The 24939-nt window shown below is 71.7% G+C and carries 21 protein-coding genes; 13 read left to right on the forward strand and 8 right to left on the reverse strand.

Annotated features, from left to right (window positions below):
* Window positions 1-189: 189 nt before the first annotated feature.
* Window positions 190-1578, forward strand: a complete 1389-nt coding sequence (locus OG452_RS20115) for a transcriptional regulator (protein WP_327296964.1) — start codon at window positions 190-192, stop codon at window positions 1576-1578.
* Between the two features lie 219 nt (window positions 1579-1797).
* Here OG452_RS20115 and OG452_RS20120 read toward each other — a convergent pair whose 3' ends face one another.
* Window positions 1798-2358 (reverse strand): hypothetical protein, encoded by a 561-nt coding sequence (locus OG452_RS20120; RefSeq protein ID WP_327296965.1) that lies wholly within the window; start codon window positions 2356-2358, stop codon window positions 1798-1800.
* A 33-nt stretch (window positions 2359-2391) separates the two neighbouring features.
* Between OG452_RS20120 and OG452_RS20125 the strand changes: the two genes are divergently transcribed.
* On the forward strand, window positions 2392-3513 hold the full coding sequence (locus OG452_RS20125) for a hypothetical protein (protein WP_327296966.1): 1122 nt from the start codon (window positions 2392-2394) through the stop codon (window positions 3511-3513).
* Between the two features lie 101 nt (window positions 3514-3614).
* On the opposite strand, the gene OG452_RS20130 is transcribed toward OG452_RS20125, so the two are convergent.
* Window positions 3615-4943 (reverse strand): ABC transporter substrate-binding protein, encoded by a 1329-nt coding sequence (locus OG452_RS20130; protein ID WP_327296967.1) that lies wholly within the window; start codon window positions 4941-4943, stop codon window positions 3615-3617.
* A gap of 170 nt (window positions 4944-5113) precedes the next feature.
* Here OG452_RS20130 and OG452_RS20135 point away from each other — a divergent pair, with 170 nt between their 5' ends.
* Both OG452_RS20135 and purU read left to right on the forward strand, forming a co-directional pair.
* Window positions 5114-5560 carry an SCO4402 family protein gene (locus OG452_RS20135; protein ID WP_327299705.1) on the forward strand — a complete coding sequence of 149 codons (447 nt, stop codon included), beginning with the start codon at window positions 5114-5116 and terminating at the stop codon, window positions 5558-5560.
* A 28-nt stretch (window positions 5561-5588) separates the two neighbouring features.
* A complete protein-coding gene (gene purU, locus OG452_RS20140) occupies window positions 5589-6440 on the forward strand; it encodes a formyltetrahydrofolate deformylase (protein WP_327296968.1) in 852 nt (283 codons plus the stop codon).
* A 165-nt stretch (window positions 6441-6605) separates the two neighbouring features.
* On the opposite strand, the gene OG452_RS20145 is transcribed toward purU, so the two are convergent.
* Window positions 6606-7844, reverse strand: a complete 1239-nt coding sequence (locus tag OG452_RS20145; RefSeq protein WP_327296969.1) for a zf-HC2 domain-containing protein — start codon at window positions 7842-7844, stop codon at window positions 6606-6608.
* Window positions 7841-8431: a sigma-70 family RNA polymerase sigma factor gene (locus tag OG452_RS20150; protein WP_327296970.1), complete on the reverse strand. Its 591-nt coding sequence runs from the start codon at window positions 8429-8431 to the stop codon at window positions 7841-7843. Before OG452_RS20150 ends, OG452_RS20145 begins: the two co-directional genes overlap by 4 nt.
* 381 nt (window positions 8432-8812) lie before the next feature.
* Between OG452_RS20150 and OG452_RS20155 the strand changes: the two genes are divergently transcribed.
* Window positions 8813-9208 (forward strand): STAS domain-containing protein, encoded by a 396-nt coding sequence (locus OG452_RS20155; RefSeq protein ID WP_327296971.1) that lies wholly within the window; start codon window positions 8813-8815, stop codon window positions 9206-9208.
* Between the two features lie 166 nt (window positions 9209-9374).
* The gene (locus tag OG452_RS20160; protein ID WP_327296972.1) at window positions 9375-10841 is read left to right on the forward strand and encodes a DUF4157 domain-containing protein; all 1467 of its coding nucleotides are present in this window, start codon (window positions 9375-9377) and stop codon (window positions 10839-10841) included.
* Between the two features lie 45 nt (window positions 10842-10886).
* On the opposite strand, the gene OG452_RS20165 is transcribed toward OG452_RS20160, so the two are convergent.
* Window positions 10887-12416 (reverse strand): class I adenylate-forming enzyme family protein, encoded by a 1530-nt coding sequence (locus OG452_RS20165; RefSeq protein WP_327296973.1) that lies wholly within the window; start codon window positions 12414-12416, stop codon window positions 10887-10889.
* A 224-nt stretch (window positions 12417-12640) separates the two neighbouring features.
* Between OG452_RS20165 and OG452_RS20170 the strand changes: the two genes are divergently transcribed.
* The 3 genes from OG452_RS20170 (at window position 12641) to OG452_RS20180 (ending at window position 15702) form a co-directional block, all read left to right on the forward strand.
* Window positions 12641-13831 (forward strand): acyl-CoA dehydrogenase family protein, encoded by a 1191-nt coding sequence (locus tag OG452_RS20170; RefSeq protein ID WP_327296974.1) that lies wholly within the window; start codon window positions 12641-12643, stop codon window positions 13829-13831.
* A complete protein-coding gene (locus OG452_RS20175) occupies window positions 13831-14712 on the forward strand; it encodes an acyl-CoA dehydrogenase family protein (protein ID WP_327296975.1) in 882 nt (293 codons plus the stop codon). The genes OG452_RS20170 and OG452_RS20175 overlap by 1 nt, the downstream gene beginning before the upstream one ends.
* 477 nt (window positions 14713-15189) lie before the next feature.
* The gene (locus OG452_RS20180) at window positions 15190-15702 is read left to right on the forward strand and encodes an ATP-binding protein (RefSeq protein ID WP_327296976.1); all 513 of its coding nucleotides are present in this window, start codon (window positions 15190-15192) and stop codon (window positions 15700-15702) included.
* Window positions 15703-16023: 321 nt separating this feature from the next.
* On the opposite strand, the gene OG452_RS20185 is transcribed toward OG452_RS20180, so the two are convergent.
* Window positions 16024-16950 carry a cyclase family protein gene (locus tag OG452_RS20185; protein ID WP_327296977.1) on the reverse strand — a complete coding sequence of 309 codons (927 nt, stop codon included), beginning with the start codon at window positions 16948-16950 and terminating at the stop codon, window positions 16024-16026.
* Window positions 16951-17035: 85 nt separating this feature from the next.
* On the opposite strand from OG452_RS20185, the gene OG452_RS20190 reads away from it, so the two are divergent.
* From OG452_RS20190 to OG452_RS20200, 3 genes are all read left to right on the forward strand, one after another.
* The gene (locus OG452_RS20190; protein ID WP_327296978.1) at window positions 17036-17950 is read left to right on the forward strand and encodes an SDR family oxidoreductase; all 915 of its coding nucleotides are present in this window, start codon (window positions 17036-17038) and stop codon (window positions 17948-17950) included.
* Between the two features lie 113 nt (window positions 17951-18063).
* The gene (locus OG452_RS20195; protein WP_327296979.1) at window positions 18064-19248 is read left to right on the forward strand and encodes an acyl-CoA dehydrogenase family protein; all 1185 of its coding nucleotides are present in this window, start codon (window positions 18064-18066) and stop codon (window positions 19246-19248) included.
* Window positions 19245-20294, forward strand: coding sequence for a Zn-dependent alcohol dehydrogenase (locus OG452_RS20200; protein ID WP_327296980.1), 1050 nt, complete (start codon window positions 19245-19247; stop codon window positions 20292-20294). Before OG452_RS20195 ends, OG452_RS20200 begins: the two co-directional genes overlap by 4 nt.
* Window positions 20295-20339: 45 nt before the next feature.
* Here the strand turns inward: OG452_RS20200 and OG452_RS20205 are convergent, their stop codons facing one another.
* Entirely contained in the window at window positions 20340-21629 is a 1290-nt protein-coding gene (locus OG452_RS20205; protein ID WP_327296981.1) for an MFS transporter, read from the reverse strand.
* Window positions 21630-22078: 449 nt separating this feature from the next.
* Between OG452_RS20205 and OG452_RS20210 the strand changes: the two genes are divergently transcribed.
* On the forward strand, window positions 22079-23692 hold the full coding sequence (locus tag OG452_RS20210; RefSeq protein WP_327296982.1) for an alkaline phosphatase D family protein: 1614 nt from the start codon (window positions 22079-22081) through the stop codon (window positions 23690-23692).
* Window positions 23693-23939: 247 nt separating this feature from the next.
* On the opposite strand, the gene OG452_RS20215 is transcribed toward OG452_RS20210, so the two are convergent.
* Window positions 23940-24932 carry a GlxA family transcriptional regulator gene (locus tag OG452_RS20215; RefSeq protein WP_327296983.1) on the reverse strand — a complete coding sequence of 331 codons (993 nt, stop codon included), beginning with the start codon at window positions 24930-24932 and terminating at the stop codon, window positions 23940-23942.
* Between the last annotated feature and the right edge of the window lie 7 nt (window positions 24933-24939).

Below are 24939 nucleotides of genomic sequence, written 5' to 3' on the forward strand. Positions count from 1 at the left end.
CATACGGGGCGCATGGAGGCATGGGCGGGGGCGCGCAGGCGAATGCACCCCCTGGAGCGGGTATCCCTCAGCGGGGTGTCAAGAAGAATGCCGGGATTACTCCCGTCTTTCACCGCATTCTCCCGACATTTCCCGGGCAGTGATCAACCCGACCGGATCAGTGATCGCCGCACGTATCAGGGGGTATTCATGGCCGCCAGGCCTCTCGTCGCCCGTCAGCCCAATGAACGGCTTCAGGCACTCATCCAGGAAGCCGGCTGCTCCAACGCCGGACTCGCCCGCCGCGTCAACATGGTGGGGGCGGAGCGCGGTGTCGATCTCCGCTACGACAAGACGTCCGTCGCGCGATGGCTGCGCGGGCAGCAGCCGCGTGGCCGGGCGCCCGGCATCATCGCCGAGGCGCTGGGCCGCAAGCTCAGCCGTACGGTCACGATCGACGAGATCGGGATGGCCGACGGAAAGAACCTGGCCTCCGGGGTCGGGCTGCAGTTCTCGCCGACCGTGCTGGGCGCGATCGAGCAGGTCTGTGAGCTGTGGCGCAGCGACGTCGGGCGCCGTGACTTCCTCTCCGGGTCCACGGTCGCCGCGTCCGCGCTGGTCGAGCCGAGCCGGGACTGGCTGATCACCGGAGCGGATGCGCAGGTGGCGCGGGCCGCCGGGGCGCGGGTCGGGCTGTCCGACGTCCAGGCGGTGCGGGCGACGACCGCCGCGCTCACGGAGCTGGACCACCGGTTCGGCAGCGGCCATGTGCGGCCGATCGTCGTCCACTACCTGAACAGCGTGGTGTCCGGGCTGCTGGCCGGTTCGTACCGCGACGGGGTGGGCCGCGAGCTGTTCGCCGCCGTCGCCAGGCTGACCGAACTCGCCGGGTACATGGCGGTCGACACCGGTCAGCCCGGACTCGCCCAGCGCTACTACATCCAGGCCCTGCGGCTGGCCCAGGCGGCGGGCGACCGCGGTTACGGCGGCTATGTGCTGGCCGCTTCGATGAGCCACCTCGCCGCGGAACTCGGCACCCCGCGCGAGATCGCGCAGCTCGCGCGGGCGGCTCAGGAGGGCGCGCGCGGGCGGGTCACGCCGCGCGCCGAGTCGATGTTCTACGCGGCGGAGGCGCGCGGCCACGCGCTGATGGGCGACGCACGGGCCGCCGAAGCGGTGGCGGGGCGGGCCCTGGCGGCGATGGACCGTGCGGAGTCCGGTACGGACGCGGGCGACGACCCGGAGTGGATCGCCCACTTCGACGGCGCGTATCTGGCGGACGAACTGGCGCACTGCCACCGCGACCTGGGCCAGGGGGCGGCGGGCGCGAGCCGCGCCGAGGAGGCCCTGGCCGGCCTTCCGGAGACGAAGGCCCGCCGCCGGGGGATCGGTCTGGTCCTGCTGGCCACGGCGCAGCTCCAGCAGCGAGAGGTGGAACAGGCCTGCCGGGCGGGGACCCGCGCGGTGGAACTGCTGGGCACGGTGCGGTCGGGCCGGGGGGCGGACTACCTGGACGACCTGCGGGGGCGGCTGGAGCCGTTCGGGGAGGAGACGGTGGTCCGGGAGCTGGGGGCGCGGATGGACATCCTGGCGGCGTAGTGGCTCGGGCACCGGGGGAAGGGGAAGGGGGAAGGAGGCGGTGCGGACCGGTGCCCGCGATCGGAGAGCTGGGCACCGACCCGACCCGTTGTGGCCCGGCCCGACTCATCGACCTGTCCTGTGTGCGGGCTGTGGCAACCCGCGTACGGCAGGGGCGAGAACAAGCCACCCGCCCCGTACGCGCACCTCCACCGCCCCAAGAACAGCGCCAGGCACCCCTCATGTGTTACATCGCACACCCCCATCCACCGCCCCGTGGCAGACGCGTCGATTCACCCGGTAGCGTGAACCGACGATTCCGTAGGTCCACGTGCAGTAGGAGTCCCGGTGACGCAGAACGGACAGGGCGACGAGCCGCAGCTTCCAGCTGTGCGGCGCGCGCACGAAGGTGTCGTACTGCCGTCCGACGGGAGTGGTCCGTGGATCCCGGAAGTCGCGGGCGAGCACACGATCCCGGCCGGTGGCCAGCCGTGGGGCCAGCCCTGGGGGCCCCAGGACGGCGGATCCCAGCCGCCCCAGCAGCAGCCTCCGCACATACCTCAGCAGCCGCACCAGCAGCAGTTGCCCCCGCCGCACCAGCAGCAGCAACTTCCGCAGCCGTATCAGCAGCAGGCGCAGCAGCAACCGCAGCTCCAGCAGCCGCACCAGCAGCCGCAGTTCCAGCAGCCCATGCCGCAGCAGCAGCAGCAGCCGTACCAGCCGCAGCCGTACCAGCCGCAGCCGTACCAGCCGCTGCCCCCCGCCGCGCAGCCGTCCGGGCCGGGGCACAACCCCGCACACGGTTCACCGCAAACCCCTTCATTCGCGCAGCCGTTGCCCCCCGAGGCCGTTCCGGGCGCGGGCGACAGCGACGCGACGCAGTTCATCGCCCCCGTCCCCACTCCGCCCGAGGGCCCGGCGGAGTCCACCCAGTACCTGGGCTACCACCAGCAGTCCGGGCCCGCCCCGGCCGCCCCCGGGTCGGACGCGGACCCCACGCAGTTCCTGCCGCCGGTCCCGCCCGCCCCCTCCGGCGCTCCCTATCGCATCAGACCTGGCGCCCCCGAGGACCGGCAGCCGCCCGCCGAGTTCGACAACCTGTTCCGTACGGACAACGCGGCGGGGCCGCAAGCCGCCGGTGAGACGCAGCAGTTGCCGCGCTTCGACGCCCAGCCCCCCTACGGCAACGCCCCGTACGGCGGCGGCGCCCCGCACAACGCCCCGCCCGGCAACGGCCCGTACGGCCGACCGCAGCAATCCGGCGCGCAGCCGCCGCAATACGCCCCGGAACCGTCCTCCCGGGCCGACGCCGGAACAGCCCGGCGCAAGTCCCGTACGCCGATCATCGCCGCTGTCGTCGTCGGCTGCGCCGTCATCGGCCTGGGCGCGGGTGCGCTGCTCAGCGGGGGCGGCTCGGGCAAGAAGGACGACACGCAGCCCGCGGGCGCCACATCGACCACCGGCTCGAAGGCGGCGCCCGAGGCGGCGAAGGATCCGGCGCAGCCGCAGGCCGTCGCGCTCGACAAGCTGCTCGCCGACAGCAACAACAGCCGCTCAGCGGTGATCGCGGCGGTCGGCAACATCCGCTCCTGCCAGGACCTGCCGAAGGCGGCGTCGGACCTGCGCGGCGCGGCCAAGCAGCGCCACGCGCTGGTGACCCGGCTCGGCGCGCTCTCGGTCGACAAGCTGCCGGACCACGCCAAGCTGACCAGCGCGCTGACCACGGGGTGGAACGCCTCGGCGACCGCCGACGAGCAGTACGCGGACTGGGCCCACGCCGTCGCGGCCAACGGCAAGAAGGAGTGCAAGCACGGCCACGCCAAGCGGACTCCGGCGGCCGGCCGCGGGGACGCGGCCAGTGGCCAGGCCACCGCGGCGAAGAAGCAGGCGTCCACCCTGTGGAACGCCATCGCGGACAAGTACAGCCTGACGCAGCGCAGGGGCGACCAGCTCTGACAGCGGGGACGGCGGGGGAGGGGCCCGGACTGCCTGCCCCCGCGCCTGCCCACCTGTCGCACTGCGGCCCGGACTGCCTGCCCGCGCGCATTCCCGCTGCCTCACTCCGACAGTGACGCCTTCTCCAGCGTCGGCCCCACATCCACCGCGCCCTTCCGCAGCGCCACCAGCCGCCCCCGGCGCACCACTTGGTAGGTCACCTGGTGGTTCACCAGCCGGGGGAAGTCCCGCGACGCCAGCATGTCCTGGAAGCGCCACCGCAGGGTGGGGGTGAGTCCGCCGGTCCGTACGGCGAGCCCGCCGTCGAGCGCCCCGGTCAGGTCGTCCGCCGTGATGTGGCCCTCGCCGAGCGACTCGATGACCTCCTTCAGCGCGGTGTACGCGATCCAGGTGGTCTGCACGCCGGCGTCGGCTGGGTCGATCCTGTTGTCGTTGAAGGCGTACTTGTCGATCACGTCGCGCATCGGCTGCCAGCGCGGATCTCCCGCCACCGGGTACCAGCCGGTGACGTACGCGCCTTCGTACGGCCCGTCCTTGCCGCCCGTGCTGTCGACCAGGCCCTGCCCGACGCTGCCCAGCACCGAGGCGATCCGCACCTGCCGGCCCGGCCCGTCGGGCGGGCCGGCCCCCTCCTGCCGCCGGAACGAGTCGACGAACGTCTGCGTACGGTCGCCGAGCACCGCACCCACACATCCGGTGCCGGTCCCGCTACCGGTCGTCCCGCCGCCGGAGGGCAGCGAACCCGGCCCCGTGCCCACGGCCCTGAGCGCCTCGGCGGCCTGCGCGCCGTACTCACTCGCGTCCTCGGTGGTGGGGATGTCCTTGGCCGGGCCCCGGCCGCCCTCCCCGAGACCGGTGTCGAGGAGGTTCGGCAGCTCGTCGCCGTCGACGGTCTCGGGCCTGACCAGCGCGACCCGGTCGCAGTCCCGGGCGAGCTGCCGCCCGCTGCCCGCGAGCAGGGACGCCTGGCCGCCGTTAACCGGGTAGGAGAGCGCGGAGTTGAACTCCTCGCTGGAGACGCCGTACCCGCCGATGTACGGGATGCCCGCCGCTTCGAGCGGCGGCATGAACGACTGGCCGTAGAGGCTGTACGAGCCGACGACCGCGACCACGCCCTCCTTGACCGCCCCCTCGGCGCAGTTCCCGGCGCCGATCAGGTCGTTGTGGTCGTTGCAGGTGAGGACGCGGAGCCGGTGGCCGTTGATACCGCCCCTGGCGTTGACCCAGCGGGCGTAGGCGGCGGCCATGGCGGGCATCCCCGGCATATTGGTCGCCCTGGTGGACTCGGGAGCCCAGGTCATGACGGTGACCGTGCCGCTGGACCCGCCCTGCTCCCCGGGCAGCGACCCACAGCCGGCGACCAGTGAGGAGGAGGCCCCGACTGCCGTGCAGAGCGCGAGGACGGTGAGGGAACGTCGCCAACCGGTCATGGTCGGCAACCCTGCCGCGCCGCGGGTAACGCGGCGGTGGCCCGACCTCAACGCTGAGTGACGGCAGGGTGAATTACGGGGGTCCGGCAGACTCCGTCCGGCGGGAACGTACGATCGAAATCGTGCAAGGTTCCCCGAACGCTTCCCGCCGCGGCCGTCGCTCCACCACCATGGACGGCATGCCGTTGACTGACATGCCGTGGTGGCGCTGGCGCGCCAATGTGCGCTCCGCGCTGCATATGCTCTCCGATCCGGCCTTCCACCAGGAGTGCTGGCTGGCGGGCCGTGCGGAGTACGGGGACATAACCGACGCCGTGTACCGGCTGGTCGAGGACACCTGGCTCGACAACTGGTCCGCCGAGAAGTACGTCGGGACGGTCTTCCGGGACTCCGGCGAGGCCGCACTCGTGGACGTGGCCGTGCTCCGTGTGCTGCGCATCATGCACCAGGTCGGGGCGGATGCTCCCGTATCGGTCTATATGGAGCACCATGGCTGGCCGGAGGCGGTACGCGCCGCCCGCGAGGCCCATGTCCGGCTGGCGACCGCCGACGGTGACGACCCCGATGTGGCGCCGCGCACCCTGGAAGTGCTCCGCATCGTGACCAGGGCCGCCTGACGGCGGACGGTTGTGGCACCCTGCTGTCATGACCGACCAGTACGTCCTCACGCTTTCCTGCCCGGACAAACAGGGCATTGTGCATGCCGTGTCGAGCTACCTGTTCATCACGGGGTGCAACATCGAGGACAGCCAGCAGTTCGGGGACCGGGACACCGGCCTCTTCTTCATGCGGGTGCATTTCGCTGCCGAGCAGCCGGTGTCCCTGGAGAAGCTGCGCGCGAGCTTCGCCGCCGTGGGTGACGCCTTCGACATGGACTGGCAGCTGCACCGCGCCGATGACCGGATGCGGATCGTCCTGATGGTCAGCAAGTTCGGCCACTGCCTGAACGACCTGCTCTTCCGGTCCCGTACGGGCGCGCTGCCCGTCGAGATCGCCGCTGTGGTCTCCAACCACCCGGACTTCGCCGAACTGGCCGGCTCGTACGGCATCCCCTTCCACCACATCCCGGTGACGAAGGACAACAAGGCGGCAGCCGAGGCGGAACTGCTCGACCTGGTCCGCAGGGAGAACGTCGAGCTGGTGGTGCTCGCCCGCTACATGCAGGTCATCTCGGACGACCTCTGCAAGGCACTGAACGGCCGGATCATCAACATCCACCACTCCTTCCTGCCGAGCTTCAAGGGTGCGAAGCCGTACCACCAGGCGCATGCGCGGGGCGTGAAGGTGATCGGCGCGACGGCGCACTATGTGACGGCCGACCTCGACGAGGGCCCGATCATCGAGCAGGAGGTCGAGCGGGTGGACCACGCGGTCACCCCCGACCAGCTGGTCGCGATCGGTCGGGACGTGGAGTGCCAGGCGCTCGCGCGGGCGGTGAAGTGGCATGCGGAGCACCGGATCCTGCTGAACGGCCGCCGCACGGTGGTGTTCACGTAGGGCCTCTGTTCTCGTAGGACGCCGCCGTTGTTCTCGTAGGACGCCGCCGTTCTCGTCCGGAACGGGCAGGCTGCCCGGAAGCCCTTGGGAAGCCCTTGGGAAGCCCTTGGGAAGCCGTGGGGTAACGCCGATAGCATCGCGGCATCGCGTGAGCGCCCCGCCGCCCTACATCCGGCTGAGCGACGCCGCAGCGAACAGCACGTCACGGATCGCCTCGCGGTCGCCCTCCTGTCCGGCGACCGCCTCCTCCGGCTCCACGTGCCCCGCCGCCAGCCGGCAGAACTCCCCGCCGTCCAGGGCGACATGCGCAACCGCGTGGTCGGGCGAGCCCTTCACGGCCGGGGAGTCCAGTGAGATGTACCAGTCGCCGCCGCCCGCGCCCTCGATCTCCAGCCGCAGCGAACGGCCCGGCCGCCCTTCCGGCACCGGCCCGGACGGCCTCGTGTTCGCCAGTCCTGAACGACGGCGGCCCGCCAGCGTGACAGGCAGCATCCGGGCCGCCAGGTCGATCATGAGGTTGAGATGGGCCGAGGTCGGCGGGTCGTACGGATAGTCCACGGCCTCCGCGATGTCCCCGGCGTGCACCCAGCACTCGAAGGCGCGGTCCAGGAGTGAGTCCCGCAGCGGCAGGCTGAACTCCCCGTACGGTACGGAGATCTGCGGGACGTCCTGGCCCGCGAAGGAGACCGTACGGATCAGGGTGTGGCTCTGCTCGCGCCACGGCTCGCGGATCGTACGGTTCGGGGGAGCGGTGAGCGCTCGCCAGTACCGCTCGCTGCGCTCCGTGGGGGAAAGCGGCGGCTCGCTGCCCAGGATGCCGTCCAGTCCGTCGTCAAGGCCGAGCGCGGTCGAGACCAGGCCGTCGACGGTCAGCAGATGCCCGATGACGCCGGCGACGGTCGTCCGCCGGGAGGTGGCGTGCTCGTCCTCGAACCACTTCAGCCGTAGCGGGGCGTGCCACTCGGCGTCGCCGAAGTCGTTCAGCAGGGCGTCCAGCCTGGCGGTCTCCGCGTCGTACGGCGCCGCCCACTCCGGCACCGGGATGCGGGCCGGCCTGCGGCCCAGGCAGCCCTGGAGGACCCGTCCCCGCAGCAGCGGGTCCAGGTCGAGGTTCCGCTCAGTGTGCAGCAGCGCCACGGCGTCCCGCAGGCGCAGCGCCTCGTCCGCACAGGGCGCGCAGTCGGTGAGGTGGTCCTCGACCCCCTCGGTCTCCTCGGGGGAGCAGGCCGACAGCGCCCAGGCGCCGAGCAGCGACTTCAGGACCTTGTGCGAGAGCTTCACCGGAGGCGGGGTCGGCGTCGTCGGAAGGGAGGCCAGGTCGTCGGCGGCCTCGCGCGGACCCGGTATCCGCGCTGGAACGTCCTCATCGGGGCATCCGGCCGGTTCCTCTGCCGGCCCCGTCACAGGGCACGGCCGTATCCGGGCGGAGAGGCCCCGTCGGCCGGCCTGGTGTTGGCCGTGGAGAGCAGTTGAAGGCCGAGCCGGAGCCGCCGCCGGGCCTCGTCCTCGGTGACTCCGAGGTCGGCCGCGGTCTGCCGGTAGTCCCTGCGCTGGAAATACGCGAGCTCCAGCGCGGCGCGCAGCGGTGCCGGCATGGAGGTCACGATGTAGTCGGCGCGGGCCGCAGCCGACGCCTTGCGCACCTTCTGCTCAAGCTCTTCCGTCTCCTCCGTGGTGGATTCGCCACGGGCGGCGAGGGAGGCCGTCTCGGCCTGGCGCAGTCGCTCGACGGCCTGGCGGTGGGCGAGTGTGGCGACCCAGGACCGCATGGAACCGTGCTTCGGCTCGTACTCCTCCGGGTTCTCCCAGACGTGCACGAAGACCTCACGGGTGACGCGGTCGGCCGCGTCGTCGTCGTCCAGCACGCGGTGGGCCAGGCTGTGTACGAGGGAGGCGAACCGGTCGTACAGCTCGCCCAGCGCGGCTGCCTCACCCCGCGCGAGCCGCTGCTGCATCCTGCGGTCCCAGCGGGGTGGTGCGTCCTTCGGCATGAGTCCCCCAAACATCTGCCTCTCGTACCTTTCGACAGTAACCGCAGGGCCTGCGGAGTGCGCCTGTTTGCACCAAGTACGGTCGCGGACCGGCCCGGGGTGATAGGGGGGCGGCCGCCCCCGGTGTGCCGTTCGGTTCTCCGCCGCCCGGTTCTCCGCTGCCGGTCCGGCCGTTGACCGCTCCTTGATCGGCTTCCTTGACCGATTCCCTTGATCGGTAACGTCGATGGCGACTCAATGTGATCTCTTCTGTATGAAATCGTCTGCGCGTTTATGGTGGGGGCGGTGTTTCATGAGCGATCGGTGGGGCAGCCGCCCGTGTGGAACGCAAACTTCCGGATCTTCCGGACCGGCAGACCGACAGCGGAGAGGTCCAGTCCCGTGATGCTGAACGTGATCGAAGCCGAACGCGGTGTATGGCTCGTCCTGCGCATATCGGGTGAAATGGACCTGGTGAGCTCCCCCGAGGTCCGGCAGCGTGTCCATGACGCGGTGGCCGTCGGTTGCCACGACGTGGTGCTCGACCTGTCGGACGTGGTGTTCTGCGACTCCAGCGGCGTCGGCGTACTGATCGCGGCCCGCAGACTGATGCGCTCCTGCCAGGGCCGGCTGCGGCTGATCCTGCCGGGCGGCGGCGAAGTGGACGGCATGTCGGGCCAGGGCGGCGCCGCGCACGTGAACAAGGTGCTGGGAGCGCTGGGAGTCCGGCGGCTCTTCGAGGTGTACGCGGACGTGTACGACGCCACGGCGGACGACGCGCAGCCGATCTCGGCGTAGCGAGCGCCCCGGGCCGGGCCGGCGAACCACTGTGCCCGCAGGTTTGCCCCTGGGGCCCTTAATGAACTGGGCGGCCGTGCGGTAATGATGGGGGAGAACCAGGGGCCCGGAGCCGGACGGGACCCGCCGCCGGATCCGCCGGCGTGGTGCCGTCTCGGGAGGGCGTATGCGCAGCCAACAGTCGAAGCGCGAGAGCGGGCTGCCCGCGGCTGCGGGCACCGTCAGGCGCCCGAGCGTCCCCGCCCTCCCCGTACAGCGCGACCTCGCGGTCCGCTCCCCGCAGGGGCTTCTCGCCCTCCAACGCGCAGCGGGGAACGCGGCGGTGGCCGGTCTCGCGTCCCGTGGTGCGGGTTCCGCGGCGCCCGTTGCCGCGCCCGCCATCCAGCGGGTACGGACCGGCGCCCCGACCGGCATCGTCGGTGGCGGCGACGATGCGCACTTCACCACACAGGCCCCGGAGGGCGTCCTGCGCGACGGCCGCCGGCAGCCGGACGGCCTGATCGGCCATCATGTGGACCATGTGGACGCCCAGGACCACCACCCGGGCGACGTCAGCCTCCGGTTCTCCGACGACGGCACGCTCGCCGTGCACGACACCGAGCGGGAACCCAAGGAGTTCTACGCGTCGGACGAGGTGTTCCAGCACGCGGTGGCTCGGCTGAAGGAGGTCGGCAGCGCGTACACGCTCGTCCGGGGCGGCGCGCAGATCAAGACGGCCGCGGGGACGCTGGGCAAGGTCACCCCGGTCACGGCGGACGCCGCCACCCGGCAGAAGGCCGGCCGCTTCGCCGACCTGCTGCAGGCCAAATGCATCGACGTGGCGCGCAAGGTCGTGGGCTCCTACCAGATGCAGGTGGTGATGTCCGGGAACGGCGGCGCCGCGCCCTGGCGCGAGAAGGTCGGTCTGCACCTCGCCCATCACCTGGACAAGACCGCGCGTTCCGGCGGTACGACCAACCCGGCGGAGGCCGCCGCGGCGGCGAGCGGCACCGAGGTCCCCAAGGAGCCGGAGGTGGCCCGGGACTACGGAACCACCCTGCGCGAGCGGCCCGCCGAAGCGGACCGGGCCGCACAGGAGATGGGCGTCAACCAGTACGCCCGGCCGCTGGTCGGGGAGGGCTTCGGCACCCACTCCGTCGGCGACGACGACAAGCGCGACTTCGCCACGGTGCCCGACGGTGAGGAGTTCACGGACCGCGCCGCCGACGACATCTGGAACTACCACTTCGCCGGGGTCGTCGCCCGCAGCATGGACGAGGAGTCCTGGGTCACGCTGGAGAACTACAACCGCAACTACAACGCCCAGGGTGCGCTGAAGGCCCTGGAGAAGAAGCTGTTCAAGGCGTATCAGGAGAAGACGAGGTCGGTCCTGAACGGCTACCGGGGCAAGACACCGCAGGGCGTCTTCGACAGCGACAAGGTCACCGCGATGATCCAGGAACTCGCCGGCACCACGCGCCAGAACGCCCAGCAGGAGTTCCAGAAGCTCGGCACGGACAAACTGGCCTGGCAGGGCAAGTGGTTCTTCCGTCTCTACGGCTCCCAGCCCGGCGAGACCTTCCACGACAAGCAGTACGGGGGCGGCGCCAACGACATCGTGAACCCGCTGACCGTCCGGGTGCGCCGCGCGTAAGCCTCCTGCTGCTCCCGCGCTGAGCCCCCTAGCCGTCCCCGCCCCTCAGCCGTACAACTCCCGCAGCTTGTACTTGAGTACCTTCCGCAGCGCGTCGTTGCGCGGCAGGGCGTCCACCAGCTCCAGCTGCTCCGGCAGTTTGTGTACGGAGAGGCCCTCGCCGCGCAGGAACGCCGACATGGCTGCCGGCGTCAGGTCCTCGGCGCCGGGCCGCCGCTCGATCACCGCGCACACCCGCTCGCCGCGCTCCTGGTCCGGGAGCCCGACGACCGCCGCGTCGGCGACCGCCGGGTGCTGGTGCAGCAGGTCCTCTATCTCCTTGGCCGAGATGTTCTCGCCCTTGCGGATGATGATGTCCTTCATCCGCCCGGTCAGCACGAGATGGCCGGTCTCCTTGAGGTGGCCCACATCGCCGGTGACCAGGAAGCCGTCGGCGTCGAAGACACCCGTCGCCTGGGCGGGGCCCGAGTACCCCTGGCAGACCGCCTCGCCGCGCAGCCGCACCTCGCCGTCGACCCCCGCGGGCAGCGGTTTGCCCTCCGGGTCCACGATGCGGATCTCCATCCCGGCCGGCGGACGGCCCTCCGTGGTGGCGAGGTTCTCGGCCGTGTCGTCGGGGGCTCCCATGGTGATCATGGGGACCTCCGTCATGCCGTAGCCGTGGGTGAGCTGGACGCCCATCTCCCGTACCACCGCGTGGTAGATCTCCGGCGGCTTCGGCGCACCGCCGCCGGCCAGCAGCCGCAGGGTGGGGACCAGCCGCTGTCCGGGCACCTTGCGCTGCTCGGTGAGGAACATCGAGTAGAACGCGGTGGAGCCGCCCGCGACCGTCACCCCGTGCCTGCGGTACTCGGGCAGCGCCGTGTCCATCGCGAAGTGCTCGAACAGCACGGCAGGGAAGCCGTACAGGAGCAGCATCACCGTGTAGTCCGGGCCGCCGATGTGCGCGAAGGGGAAGGCCATCGAGCCGACGTCGTCCGCCGTGAGGTGCAGGGCGTGGGCCAGGCAGGAGCCGCCCGCGATCAGTGAACGGTCCGTGTGCAGCACGCCCTTGGGGTCGGACGTGGTGCCGGACGTCCAGTAGATCCAGCGGACCGCGGTGCCGTCGGCGGGCGGGGGTGGGAGTACGGCGGGATCGCCGTCCGGGAGGGCGTCGTACGCCTCGAAGACGCCCCGGGCGCCCAGCCGTTCCGCCATGGATGTGTGGTCGTGGCCGCGCCAGGTGCCCGGTACGGCGAAGAAGTCCGCCCGGGACTCGCGGAGCGCGAAGCCGACCTCGCGGTCCCGGTAGAACGGGATCACCGGCGACTGGACCGCGCCGAGCCTGGCCAGGGCGAATGAGAGCAGCACCGTCTCGATCCGGGTCGGCAGCTGCCAGGCGACCACGCTGCCCGGCCGTACCCCCATCCCGTACAGCCCGGCGGCGACGCGCTCGGCGCCGTCCCGCAGCTCCCCGAAGGTCAGGATGCGGTCGCCCTGGAGCAGGACGGGCCGGTCCGGGGTCAGCCCGGCGCGGCGGTCGACCAGTTCCCACAGCGTGCGGGACGCGCCCAGTGCGTGTGCGGTGTCGTCCATGCCCCGAACTCCCATACCCCGAACTCCCTCATGCCGACGAGCCAGCTGACGGGTAGTCAGATCGTGTGGAGAGCGTAGGGCTCCGTGCCTTGTCGGTCCAGGGGGCCGGAGCTAGCCTGTCATCTGACGGCCCATCAGGTCCCCGGCGGGGTACCCGATGGATATCCGTCGGGTCTCCGCCCCGGCGGATATCGGGCCACCGGACAGCCGGAAGGGACACCCTGATGGACCTCAGGTACACGCAGGACGAGGAGGTCTTCCGCGGGCAGCTGAAGGAGTGGCTCGCGAAAGCTCTCCCGGCGCTGCCGCCCGCGCCGGACCCGCTGGACTGGCCGGGGCGGCGCGCGTACGACACGGCGTGGCAGCGGATGCTGTACGAGGCCGGGTACGCGGGGCTGCACTGGCCGGCCGACGCGGGCGGTCGCGGTGCCACCCCCACCCAGCACCTGATCTTCCTGGAGGAGACGGAGCGGGCCGGAGCCCCTTACGTCGGGGCGAACTTCGTCGGGCTGCTGCACGCCGGCCCGACGATCGCCGCCGAGGGGACCGTGGAGCAGCGGGCCCGCTGGCTGCCGCCGGTGCTGCGCGGGGACGAGGTCTGGTGCCAGGGATTCAGCGAGCCCGGCGCAGGGTCGGACCTGGCGTCGCTGCGGACCAGGGCGGTACGGGACGGCGATCACTATGTGGTCAGCGGATCCAAGGTCTGGACCTCGCACGCCGAGGTCGCCGACTGGTGCGAGCTGCTGGTCCGTACGGAACCGGTCAGCGACGCGGTGCCCAAGCACCGCGGCATCACCTGGCTCGCGATGCGGATGGACGCCCCCGGCGTGACCGTACGGCCGCTTCGGACGCTCGCCGGGTCCACCGAGTTCGCCGAGATGTTCCTCGACGACGTACGGATACCGGTCACCGACCGGGTCGGCGCAGAGAACGACGGCTGGCGCGTCACGATGGTCACCCTCTCCTACGAGCGCGGCACCGCCTTCGTGGGCGAGGTCGTCGCCTGCCGCCGCACCCTGGGCGAACTGGCCCGTACAGCACGGGACAACGGCCGCTGGGAGGACCCGGCGCTGCGCCGCCGACTGGGCCGGCTCGGCGCCGAGTTCGCCGCGCTGTGGCGGCTCACCCAGTGGAATGTGAGCGAGTCGCAGGGCGGGGGCGTGGGGAGCCGCGGCGGGGGCGGTTTCGGGGTGCCGGGGATCGGCGGCTCGGTCTTCAAGCTCCGCTACTCGCAGGCCCGCCAGGAGCTGTACGAGGCGGCCGCCGATGTGCTGGGCCCCGACGCCCTCGACCTCGCGCACCCCTGGAACCAGGACCGGCTGTCCTCGCTCTCGTACACGATCGCCGCGGGCACCTCGCAGATTCAGCAGAACATCGTCGCCGAGCGAATCCTCGGCCTCCCCAAGGAGCGCTGATGGAGTTCCGGCTCACCGACGATCAACTGGCCCTGCGTACCGGCTTCCGCGCGCTGCTGGACGGCCGCTTCGGCCGGGAGGCGCTGCGGGCCGCCGTGGAGCGGCCGGCCATCGACCGCGCCCTGTGGCGGGAGCTGGGCGACGCCGGGCTCTTCTCGCTCCGGCTGCCCGAGGCGGACGGCGGGGTCGGGCTCGGGCTGCCCGAGGCCGTCCTCGTCTTCGAGGAGGCGGGGCGGGCGCTGCTGCCGGGCCCGCTGGTCGCCACGCATCTCGCGGCTGGAACGGTGCCGGGCGCCGACACCGGGCGGACCGTCGTCGCGGCCTCGGACGGGGCGCTGGTGGAGTGGCTCGCGGAGGCCGACGAGGTGGTGGGCGAGGCCGGCGATGCCCGCCCCGTACGGTCGGTGGACCCGCTGACACCGCTGCACCGGGTGACCGGCGGACCCGAACATCCCGGCCGGTCCGCCGCGGCCGTGCTCACGGCGGCCCTCCAGCTCGGCAGTGCGGCGCGTACCACCGAACTGGCCGTCCAGTACGCGAAGGAGCGTGAGCAGTTCGGCCGGCCGATCGGCGCCTTCCAGGCCGTCAAGCACCTCTGCGCCGGGATGCTCGTACGGACCGAGCTCGCCAGGGCCGCGGTGTACGCGGCGGCGGTGACCTCCGAAGGGCGCTGGGGCGGTGCGGATACCGATGCCGCGGGGGCCAAGCTGCTCGCCGACGACGCTGCCGTCCGCAACGCCCGGGACTGTCTCCAGGTACACGGCGGCATGGGATTCACCTGGGAGTCAGATGTTCATCTTCATCTGAAACGGGCCTGGGTGAGGGCCGGGCAGTGGATCACCGGGGCCGAGGCCGAAGAGCTGATCGCCGCGGCGCTGTGAGGCGGCCGGGAGGTCTGCCGGGAGATCCTGTGAGGTCGGCTGTGAGGTCTGGTGTGAGGGTTACCGGAGCGTCACCGTGCGTTGATACCGGGTTGTGTCCTTCGACAGGGCCGTCACGGGCCGGAGTCGGCGTCACGCTCCGGTACGCTCCGTGGGATGCGAATGACCGTGTTGCTCGGATGCCCCGTTGGCACCTCTGAGGTGGCAGCGGGCCGGGGAATGCGCGCCGTTCGTACCGTACGTGGGTGCGAGAAGTGCCTTCGTTCGACTGTCCGCAGCAGGCGTCGCACAGTATGCACCACGCCTACTCCTTCGCGCTGGAATATGCCTGAAGCGCTTGTTGCGGTGACTGTACGTCAACCATGCTGTCTCTCAAGGGAATCACGTTCCGTGATCCCTGAGAGGCGCTAGGCGATGTTCCCCCGGTGCTTGGAAAGCACTGGGGGGTACCCCCGGCCGGTTCGGATGGTGTGAGCGGTGCAGGTGCTTCAGGTTCAGCTGGAGGTCGGACCCGATCCCGCGGAGGTGGGGCGGGCCCGTAGGTGGGCGCGGTCCAGGCTGGTCGGGTCCGGGATAAGGGTTGACGAACCACTCGCCGAGACGCTGATTCTGCTGATCTCGGAACTGGTGACCAACGCCGTGGTGCACACGGGGTGTCCGGCGGTGCTGCGGATGTTGTTCGGCCCGTCCGACGACGCCGGCACGGTACGGGTCGAGGTGGCCGACGCCAGCGCCTGTCCGCCCCGGCCTCGGCATGCGGAGGGCGAGGACACCAACGGGCGCGGTCTCGAACTGGTCGACGGGCTCGCGGACCGCTGGGGCTGGCAGCCCGAGGGGCGCGGCAAGTCCATCTGGTGCGAGGTCGACCGGGGGGCGTGCCAGGTTGATCCGGGCGTATGTGAGACCGCCGGAAGTGCGCCGGAGCGCATGGAGGTTATTCGCGAGCCCGGGGCATATGACCCCTCGCGCGCCGTCACCTTTCGGGTGTAACTCACAAAGCGCTGCCCTGGTGTTGACGCGGAGTGGCGACCTGATCACTCTTGCAGGAGCGATCCACCCGTGGGGGGACGCCAGGGATGCCGGGGGGTGTGGGGGCTCGGATCTCGGTGTGTACGGATCGCGTTCGGCGCCGGCCTCTCTCGGGCAGGGAGGGGCGGGTGCCCGCGCCGTTCCGGGTGGCGGCTGTCGTGACGCCGCCACCCGGAACCACGGCCGGGGCGGGCTCTGCGGCCGGACGGGCCCGGTGGTCGGGGTGGCGCGACGGCCCGGACGGGCCCTGTGGTCAGGGCGGGCCCCATGGACAGGGCCGGGTCAGAGAAGCGCCACCGGTGCGACCGGCGACCCCGTGCCGCCCGCGAATGGCTCGGGTGTCGCGGAGAGCAGGAAGCTGTACTGGCCCGCTTCCGCACAGGCTGTGGACAACTCTTCGAGGTTCCAGTTCTGTCCCTGCGGCATCCCCATCTCGACCAGATGCAGCGCGTGTACGGGCATCCACAGCTCCTCGTTCTCGGGCGGGAAGATCTCGAAGGTCACGGTGTCGTTGGCGACCGCCGCCACATCCCTGGCGTGGAACCACTCCGGGGTGCGGATCGAGAGCCCGGGCGACGGGTAGGTGTAGCCGGTCTTGTCACCACTGAAATACAGCTGGATCTGCCCGGTCCGTACGAGCGCGATGTCCCCGGCGCGTACCTCGGTCCCCGCGAGCTCCTGGGCCGCCTCCAGGTCGTCCGGCGTCACCGCCCGGCCGCCCTCCAGCCGGTCCACGCCCCTGGCGCGCGCCACGTCGAGCAGCACCCCCCGCGACACGATGTGCCGCACCGTGCCGATCCCGCTGAACTCGGCTCCGCCGTGGGCTGTGATCGAATCTGCCGGGCGGCCGTTGTAGAGCTTCCCGGAGTGCGACGCGTGGGTGAGCGCGTCCCAGTGGGTGCCCGTCTGCAGGCTCATGGTCACGATGTCGTCGCTGGTGGCCACCGTGCCGGGACCGAACAGCTCCTGGTTGATCTGCACCATCGCGTGCAGCGGGTTCACCCGCCCCGGGATCATCCCGGTCTGTACGCCGTCCTGTTCCAGAGTGATCGCCAGCGGGACGCGGCGGCCGCTGCGCACTGTCGCGGCGGCCTCCCGTACGACCTTGTCGGTGATCAGGTTCAGGGTGCCGATCTCGTCGTCGGCGCCCCAACGGCCCCAGTTGTTTACGCGTGTGGCGATGTCGTGGAATGCGGCCGGCAGTGACATCGGGCCCTCCGGGGGTCTTGTGCTCGGCTGTCTGACTACCCGTAAAATCTAACGGGTCGTCAGAAACCGCGGGAAGGGGCCGGGTATGGGGAACTTCTTGGCAGGCAAAGTCATCGCTGTGACAGGCGCAGGGCGTGGCATCGGCAGGGCTGTCGCCCTCGCGGCCGCAGCCGAGGGCGCCCGGGTCGTCGTCAACGACTACGGCGTTCCGATCGAAGGCGGGGAACCCGAGAGCGAAGTCGCGGCGTCCGTCGTCAAGGAGATCGTCGCGGCGGGCGGCCAGGCGGTCGCGGTCGCCGACGACATCTCGACGATGGCGGGCGGACAGCGGATCGTCGATGTCGCGCTGGCGCAGTACGGGCGGATCGACGGCGTCGTCTGCGTCGCCGGGATCCTCCGGGAGCGGATGCTCTTCAACATGTCCGAGGAGGAGTGGGACCCGGTGGTCGCCACCCATCTGAAGGGCACCTTCACCGTCTTCCGGGCGGCGTCGGCGGTGATGCGTAAACAGGGCAGCGGCACACTGATCGGCTTCACCAGCGGCAACCACCAGGGCAGTGTCGCGCAGGCCAACTACAGCGCGGCCAAGGGCGGCATCATCTCGCTGGTGCGCAGCGCCGCGCTCGGTCTCAACAAGTACGGCGTGACGGCGAACGCGGTGGCCCCGGTGGCCAGGACCCGGATGTCCGCCAACGTCCCCATGGAGCTGAAGGAGATCGGCGAACCGGAGGACGTGGCCGCGCTCGTCACGTACCTGCTCTCCGACCGCGCCCGCGAGGAGAAGATCACCGGTCAGGTGTACACGATCGCGGGACCGAAGATCGCGGTCTGGGCCCAGCCGAGGGAGCTGCGCGCCGGGTACGCGGAGGGCGCGGCGTGGACACCCGAGCGGATCGCCGACTTCCTGCCGGGGACGGTGGGGGTCGATCCGATGCCGATGCTCGCGCAGCTGGAGGCGATGGCGCGGGCGGCGGCGGCCAAGGAGCGGCCCAATGCGTGAGGGGCAGGGGGTGGTTCGGGGCGGCGGCGTCCATTACGGCGCTGCTCGTCGCGGCTCCGCCCCTCCTGGTTCCGCCCCTCCCGGTTCCGCCCGTCACGCAGGGGAGGCGCGACGTGGATTTCTCTCCCGGGCCTGACGACGCCGCGTTCCGGGCCGAAGCGCGGGGCTGGCTGGCGGACCACTTCACCGGCGAGTTCGCCACCGCCGAAGCCACCGGCGGCCCCGGCAGCGAACACGAGGGCGCGGAGCTGCGCCGGGCCTGGGAGCGCGAGCTGGGCAGCGGAGGCTGGATCGGCATCGGCTGGCAGGGCGACTTCGGCAACCGCCGGGCCTCCCTGACCCAGCAGGTCGTCTGGGCCGAGGAGTACGCGGCGGCCCGCGCCCCCGGCCGGGTGGGCCACATCGGCGAGAACCTCCTCGCACCCACCCTCATCGCCTTCGGCGACGACGAGCAGCAGGCCCGCTTCCTGCCGCCGATCGCGCGCGGCGAGGCGCTCTGGTGCCAGGGGTACAGCGAGCCGGGCGCCGGCTCCGACCTGGCGGCGGTCCGTACCGCCGCCGTGCGCGACAGCGAGGGTGTATACCGCGTCACCGGCCAGAAGATCTGGACCTCGCTGGCCAGGGAGGCCGACTGGTGCTTCGTGCTGGCCCGCACGGAACCGGGCACGCGCGGCCACCACGGGCTGTCCTTCCTGCTGGTCCCGATGGACCAGCCGGGCCGGATCGACGTACGGCCGATCCGGCAGATGTCGGGCACCAGCGAGTTCAACGAGGTCTTCTTCGACGGCGCGCGGGCCGCGTGCGTGGTCGGCGGCGAGGGCAACGGCTGGCAGGTCGCCATGGGCCTGCTCGCCCTGGAGCGCGGGGTGTCGACCCTGGTCCAGCAGATCGGCTTCGCAAGGGAGTTGAAGGAGGTCGTGAACGCGGCGGTCGCGTCGGGCGCCACCGGCGACCCGGTGCTGCGCGACCGGCTGGTACGCCAGTGGGCCGAGCTGCGCACCATGCGGTGGAACGCGCTGCGCACCCTGGGGCGTACGGACGACGCGGGCGCCCCGAGCGTCGCCAAGCTGCTCTGGGGCGGCTGGCACCAGCGGCTCGGGGAGCTGGCGGTGCAGGTGCGCGGGGCGCACGGCGCCGTCGGGCCTTCCGACTGGGCGCCCGAACGCCCGTACGAACTCGACGCGCAGCAACGGCAGTTCCTGTTCAGCCGGGCCGACACGATCTACGGCGGCTCCGACGAGATCCAGCGCACCATCATCGCCGAGCGGGTGCTCGGCCTACCGAGGGAGCCGAGATGAGGGGTGTCGTCTTCGACGGCAAGCAGGCCCAGGTGGTCGATGACCTGGAGATACGTGATCCCGGACCGGGCGAGGTGCTGGTGGACGTCGCGGCGGCCGGTCTCTGCCACAGCGATCTGTCGGTGATCGACGGGACGATTCCGTTCCCCGTGCCGGTGGTGCTCGGCCACGAGGGCGCGGGGGCGGTCGAGGCTGTGGGGCCGGGGGTGAAGCATGTGGCCCCGGGCGACCATGTGGCGCTCTCCACGCTCGCCAACTGCGGGGCGTGCGCGGACTGCGACCGGGGCAGGCCGACGATGTGCCGCAAGGCGATCGGGATGCCGGGCCGGCCGTTCTCGCGGGGCGGGAATCCGCTCTACCAGTTCGCGTCCAACTCGGCCTTCGCCGAGCGCACCGTCGTCAAGGCGGTGCAGGCCGTGAAGATCCCCGCCGCCATCCCGCTCACCTCGGCGGCGCTGATCGGGTGCGGGGTGCTGACCGGGGTCGGAGCGGTGCTGAACCGGGCGAAGGTCGACCGCGGCGACTCGGTGGTCGTCATCGGCACCGGCGGCATCGGCCTCAATGTCCTTCAGGGCGCGCGGATCGCCGGTGCGGCGGTGATCGTCGCGGTGGACGCGAACCCGGAGAAGGAGGCGGTGGCCCGGCAGTTCGGCGCGACCCACTTCCTCACGTCGGCGGAGGGCGTCCGGGACATCCTCCCGAAGGGCGCCGACCACGCCTTCGAGTGCGTGGGCCGGGTGGAGCTGATCCGCCAGGCCATCGACCTCCTGGACCGCCACGGCCAGGCCATCCTGCTGGGTACCCCGCCCGCGACGGCGGAGGCGTCGTTCCTGGTGTCGTCGATGTTCCTGGACAAGTCCATCCTGGGCTGCCGGTACGGGGCTTCGCGGCCGCAGCGGGACATTCCGCTGTACGCGGGGCTGTACGCGCGAGGGGCGCTGCTGCTGGACGAACTGGTGACGCGGACGTATCCGGTGGAGGACTTCGAGGGGGCGGTGGCCGATGCGGAAGGGGGAAAGGTGGCGCGGGGTGTGCTGACGTTCTGAGCGGGGGCCGCACCCTTTCCGGGGCTCCGCCCCGGACCCCGCTCCTCAAGCGCCGGAGGGGCTTGAACTCGCATTCCCCTCAGGCGCGCGCAGCGTCCGTACCTGGGGCGACAGCAGCGCCCCGCACGTGGCCAGCACGGTGAACCCCGCGCACCCGGCGAGCGCGGCCCTCGTGCCCACGACCGCCGCGATGGGCCCCGCCACCAGCAGCCCCAGCGGCGCCAGCGCGAGGGAGCCGAACCAGTCGTAGGAGCTGACCCGGGAGAGGACCTCCTCGGGGATCTCCCGCTGCATCGTGGTCTCCCACAGCGCGCCGAACACATCGCTGGACAGGCCCGAGCAGAACATCGCCAGGCAGATCACCCACACCGGCGCACGGGCGGCGAGCAGCGCCATCGGCAGCGCCACCGGAAAGATCGCGAGGACCGCGACGAGCAGGGGGCGGCGGACCCTTATCCGTACCGCGAAGGAGGCCCCCGCGACCGTGCCCACCGCCTGCGCGGCGACGATCGCGGACCAGGCACCGGCCCCGCCGAGGTGCTCCGTCGCCTCCAGCGGTCCCAGTACCCCGGACGTCGAGGCGACGGCCGCCACCATGACCGCGGCCTGGCAGACCACGACCCACAGCCACTGCCGGGAGGCGAACTCCCGCCAGCCGTCGCGGAGATCGGCCATGCCGGATGACGCGGCCCGCACCGTCGTCGTCAGCCGCAGCCCCCGGATGAGACCCGCGCTCACCAGGAAGGACGCGGCGTTCAGGGCGAGCGCCCAGCCCGCGCCGCACCCAGCGACGGTCACGCCGGAGAGCGCGAGCCCGAGCACCATCGAAGCGTTCATACCGACCCGCAGCAGGGCGTTGGCCCGCTGGAACTGTGCGGCGGGGACGAGCTGCGGGACGACGCCGGACATCGCGGGGGCGAACAGCGCGCTTGCCGTTCCGGCCACCACCGCCAGCAGGCACATCGCCGTCAGCGGCGCGTGCCCGGTGAGCACCATCGCGGCGAGACCCCCGTACGCGACGACCCCCAGGCAGTCCGAGATCATCATCAGCCGGGAGCGGGACATCCGGTCGGCGATCACCCCGCCGACCAGGATGAGGACCAGCTGCGGCAACGCCTGGCAGGCGAGCACCAGCGACAGCCGCCCGGGGGTGGCGCCGGGCAGCGAGAGCACCGCGAACGCCAGCGCCACCCGGGCGAAGCCGTTCCCCAGGACCGAGATGGTCCGCGCGGACCAGAGCAGTACGAACCGCCGGTCACGCCAGAGAGACGGCAGCGGCAGAGCCCCGGGACCGGCAGCAGTGGCGTCGTCAGGAACGCCGACAGCGGAGCCCACGGCGGACCCTGTCGCTGTGGCGGCAGCGGAGCCCGCGGGGGATTCCGTCACTGTGCCGGTGGCTGGGCCCGCGGGGGCGTCGGCAGCCTGTCCGACAGCGGAGCCCGTAGCCGATTCCGCGGTCGTTTCTGAAGCGTCAGGGGGAGGTGCCATGGGCGGTCACCTTACGAGATCCGGGCGGCCGGAGTACTCCTTCCCACTGCCCATTCGGGCCAACTTTCCCTCTCGTACGGAGCAGTCGCGATCCGGCCGGAATTCAGTTTGCCGCCGCCGGCCCGACCCCGTACGAGCCAGTTGCCCCAAGGGCTCTGGCGCGATCTCGCGCCCGCGGTCCGACGCTTCCGGCAACGGTCATGCGCACGATGCGTGGCGTTCAGCCCCACGGCCACCTCGCCCTGTGAACCTCAAGCGCGACAAGAGACCCCACAGGAGCCAGGGAGTCAATCCGTATGTCCGCAGACGACGCAGCACGCTCCGCTCTCACCGGCCGCCGCAGGTTCCTCGCAGGATCGGCCGCCGCGCTCGGCGTGGCCGCCGCCGCCCAGCTTCCGCTCGCCGGCAGCGCGTCCGCCGCAACACCCGCCCCGGCCGGCGCGGCTGTCTTCACCGGTTCCGCCGCGGCCCCGAAACTTCCTGCCGGGCTGTTCAGACTCGGCGTCGGATCGGGCGATCCGCTGCCTGACGCGGTCGTGCTGTGGACCCGGCTCGCGCCCGACCCGCTGAACGGCGGGGGCATGCCCGCGGTCCCCGTCACCGTCGAGTGGCAGATCGCCGACGACGCGAAGTTCACCAAGATCGTCCGGACCGGCACCGAGCAGGCCGTGCCCGCGCTGGCCCACAGCGTGCACGCCGACGCCAAGGGCCTGCGGCCCGGCCGCCGGTACTGGTACCGATTCCGCTGCGATGGCCAGATCTCGCCCGTCGGCCGCACCCACACCGCGCCGTCGCCGCTCTCGGCCGGCGGCAGCCTCCGTATCGCGCTCGCCTCCTGCCAGAACTGGCAGCACGGCTACTTCACGCCGTACGCCGACATGCGCGCGCAGGACCCCGACCTGGTCCTCTTCGTCGGTGACTACATCTACGAGTCCGCCCCGGCGGCGGGCTCCGTACGGCTCCACACCGGTCACGACGAGCCGTACACGCTGGTCGAGTACCGCAACCGCTACGCCCAGTACCGCACCGACCCCGACCTCCAGGCCATGCAGGCGTACGCGCCCTGGGTGGTGACCTTCGACGACCACGAGGTCGACAACGACTTCGCGGGCGAGGTGCCGCAGGACCCGGCGAAGCAGTCGCACGCCGCGTTCGTCGCCCGGCTGACCGCCGCGTACCAGGCGTACTACGAGCACATGCCGGTCCGGGCCACGTCGGTGCCGCACGGTCCGCACATCCAGATGTACCGGCGCTTCGACTACGGCCGGCTCGTCCGGCTGAACGTCCTGGACACCCGCCAGTTCCGCACCGACCAGGCGGCGACCCAGGCGGGGGCCGAGGACCCGTCCCGCACGATGCTGGGCGCGACCCAGAAGCAGTGGCTGCTGAAGGGGCTGACCCGGTCACCGGCACGCTGGAACGTCATCGCCTCCCAGATCATGATGGCCGAAACCGATCTGATGCCCGGCAAGGGCAAGCTCTGGTACTACGACGCCTGGGACGGCTACCAGGTCGAACGGAACGCGCTGATGCGGCAGTTCCAGTCGGTGCGCAACCCGCTGGTGCTCTCGGGTGACCGCCATCTGACGATGATCAGTGACCTGAAGAAGGACTTCGCCGATCCGAAGTCCGCCGTGGTGGGGGCGGAGTTCGTGGGTACGTCGATCTCCAGCAACGGGGACCAGGACCAAGCCGTGTTCCACGAGCAGTGGGACCCGCTGAAGGCGGACAACCCGCACTGGAAGGTCATCGACGCGCACCGCGGCTACCACCTCTTCGACATCGGTGAGTCGTCGGTGGACGCCCAGGTCCGGGTGGTGGACACAGTGCTCAGCAAGAAGGCGAAGGCCGGCACGCTCGCCCGGCTCCAGGTGCGGTCGGGGCGGCCGGGGGCCCGGGTGGTGGGTTAGGGGCTGTCCGGCGGATCAGGTCGCAGGAGGGCACCGGTGCCTGATCGTCCCGGTGAGCGGGGTTTGGTGCGTCCAGCTGCAAGGCGGAGGAGGGCGTCGACGCGGTGGGGGTCCCCCCGGCCGCAGGCTGGGGGAGTCGGCAACTGACGACAACGCCGATGGGGGCACCTCCCTGGCCCTTAGGGCCTTGGGGGAGGGCGTTCCAAACCCCGCGTCGGCGACATGATCCGCCGGACAGCCCCTAGCGTCATGCGGTGGCCCGTGCCCGGAACGTACGGCGGTAGACCGTCGGGGGGACCCCCAGCGCCGCCTGCAGGTGCTGGCGCATGGACTGGGCCGTGCCGAAGCCGGCGTCCCTGGCCACCTGGTCGACCGACAGGTCCGAGGACTCCAGGAGGTACCGGGCGCGTTCGACCCGCTGCCGGGTGAGCCACTGGCCGGGGCTGATGCCGGCCTCCTCGCGGAAGCGGCGGGTGAAGGTGCGTACGGACATCGACTCCTGTTCGGCCATGTCCCGCAGCTGGATCGGTTCGTGCAGCCGGGAGAGCGCCCAGGCGCGGGCGGCGGTCGTCGTCGCCGACCGGTCGTCGGGCAGCGGGCGTTCGATGTACTGGGCCTGGCCGCCGTCCCGGTGCGGCGGCACGACGGTCTTGCGCGCCACGTCGTTGGCCACCGCCGTTCCGTGGTCGCGGCGCACGATGTGCAGGCAGAGGTCGATGCCCGCCGCCACGCCCGCCGATGTCAGGATGTCGCCGTCGTCGATGAACAGCACGTCCGGGTCGACCAGGACCGCGGGGAACAGCTGCTGGAAGTGCGCGGCGGACGACCAGTGCGTGGTGGCGGGACGCCCGTCCAGATATCCGGCGGCGGCGAGTACGTAGCCGCCGGTGCAGATGGAGACGAGCCGGGTGCCGGGCCGGATCCGGGCCAGCGCGCAGGCCAGTTCGTCCGTCAGCCTGCCCTCCTCGTGCACCGGGCCCAGTTCGTACGAGGCGGGGATGATGACGGTGTCGGCGGTGGCCAGTTCCTCCGGGCCGTACTCGGCGAGTATCGAGAAGTCGGCGTCCGTACGGACCGGGCCCGGCGGGCGCACCGAGCAGGTCACCACCTCGTACAGCGGGCGGCCCGCAGGGTCGCGGGGGCGGCTGAAGATGCGGTGCGGAATGCCGAGTTCGAAGGGGAGCAGCCCGTCCAGGGCAAGCACGACGACGCGGTGCGGACGCGGATTCGGGCGGGGCACGGGGGTC

This window comes from Streptomyces sp. NBC_01197 (assembly GCF_036010505.1).
In the GTDB taxonomy this organism is placed as follows: domain Bacteria; phylum Actinomycetota; class Actinomycetes; order Streptomycetales; family Streptomycetaceae; genus Streptomyces.

Excerpts from the sequence above, each read along its gene's own strand:
- OG452_RS20115 (WP_327296964.1), top strand. The coding sequence starts at position 190 with ATGGCCGCCAGGCCTCTCGTCGCCCGTCAGCCCAATGAACGGCTTCAG.
- OG452_RS20130 (WP_327296967.1), bottom strand. The coding sequence starts at position 4,943 with ATGACCGGTTGGCGACGTTCCCTCACCGTCCTCGCGCTCTGCACGGCA.
- OG452_RS20135 (WP_327299705.1), top strand. The coding sequence starts at position 5,114 with ATGGACGGCATGCCGTTGACTGACATGCCGTGGTGGCGCTGGCGCGCC.
- purU (WP_327296968.1), top strand. The coding sequence starts at position 5,589 with ATGACCGACCAGTACGTCCTCACGCTTTCCTGCCCGGACAAACAGGGC.
- OG452_RS20150 (WP_327296970.1), bottom strand. The coding sequence starts at position 8,431 with ATGCCGAAGGACGCACCACCCCGCTGGGACCGCAGGATGCAGCAGCGG.
- OG452_RS20160 (WP_327296972.1), top strand. The coding sequence starts at position 9,375 with ATGCGCAGCCAACAGTCGAAGCGCGAGAGCGGGCTGCCCGCGGCTGCG.
- OG452_RS20165 (WP_327296973.1), bottom strand. The coding sequence starts at position 12,416 with ATGGACGACACCGCACACGCACTGGGCGCGTCCCGCACGCTGTGGGAA.
- OG452_RS20170 (WP_327296974.1), top strand. The coding sequence starts at position 12,641 with ATGGACCTCAGGTACACGCAGGACGAGGAGGTCTTCCGCGGGCAGCTG.
- OG452_RS20175 (WP_327296975.1), top strand. The coding sequence starts at position 13,831 with ATGGAGTTCCGGCTCACCGACGATCAACTGGCCCTGCGTACCGGCTTC.
- OG452_RS20185 (WP_327296977.1), bottom strand. The coding sequence starts at position 16,950 with ATGTCACTGCCGGCCGCATTCCACGACATCGCCACACGCGTAAACAAC.
- OG452_RS20190 (WP_327296978.1), top strand. The coding sequence starts at position 17,036 with ATGGGGAACTTCTTGGCAGGCAAAGTCATCGCTGTGACAGGCGCAGGG.
- OG452_RS20200 (WP_327296980.1), top strand. The coding sequence starts at position 19,245 with ATGAGGGGTGTCGTCTTCGACGGCAAGCAGGCCCAGGTGGTCGATGAC.
- OG452_RS20210 (WP_327296982.1), top strand. The coding sequence starts at position 22,079 with ATGTCCGCAGACGACGCAGCACGCTCCGCTCTCACCGGCCGCCGCAGG.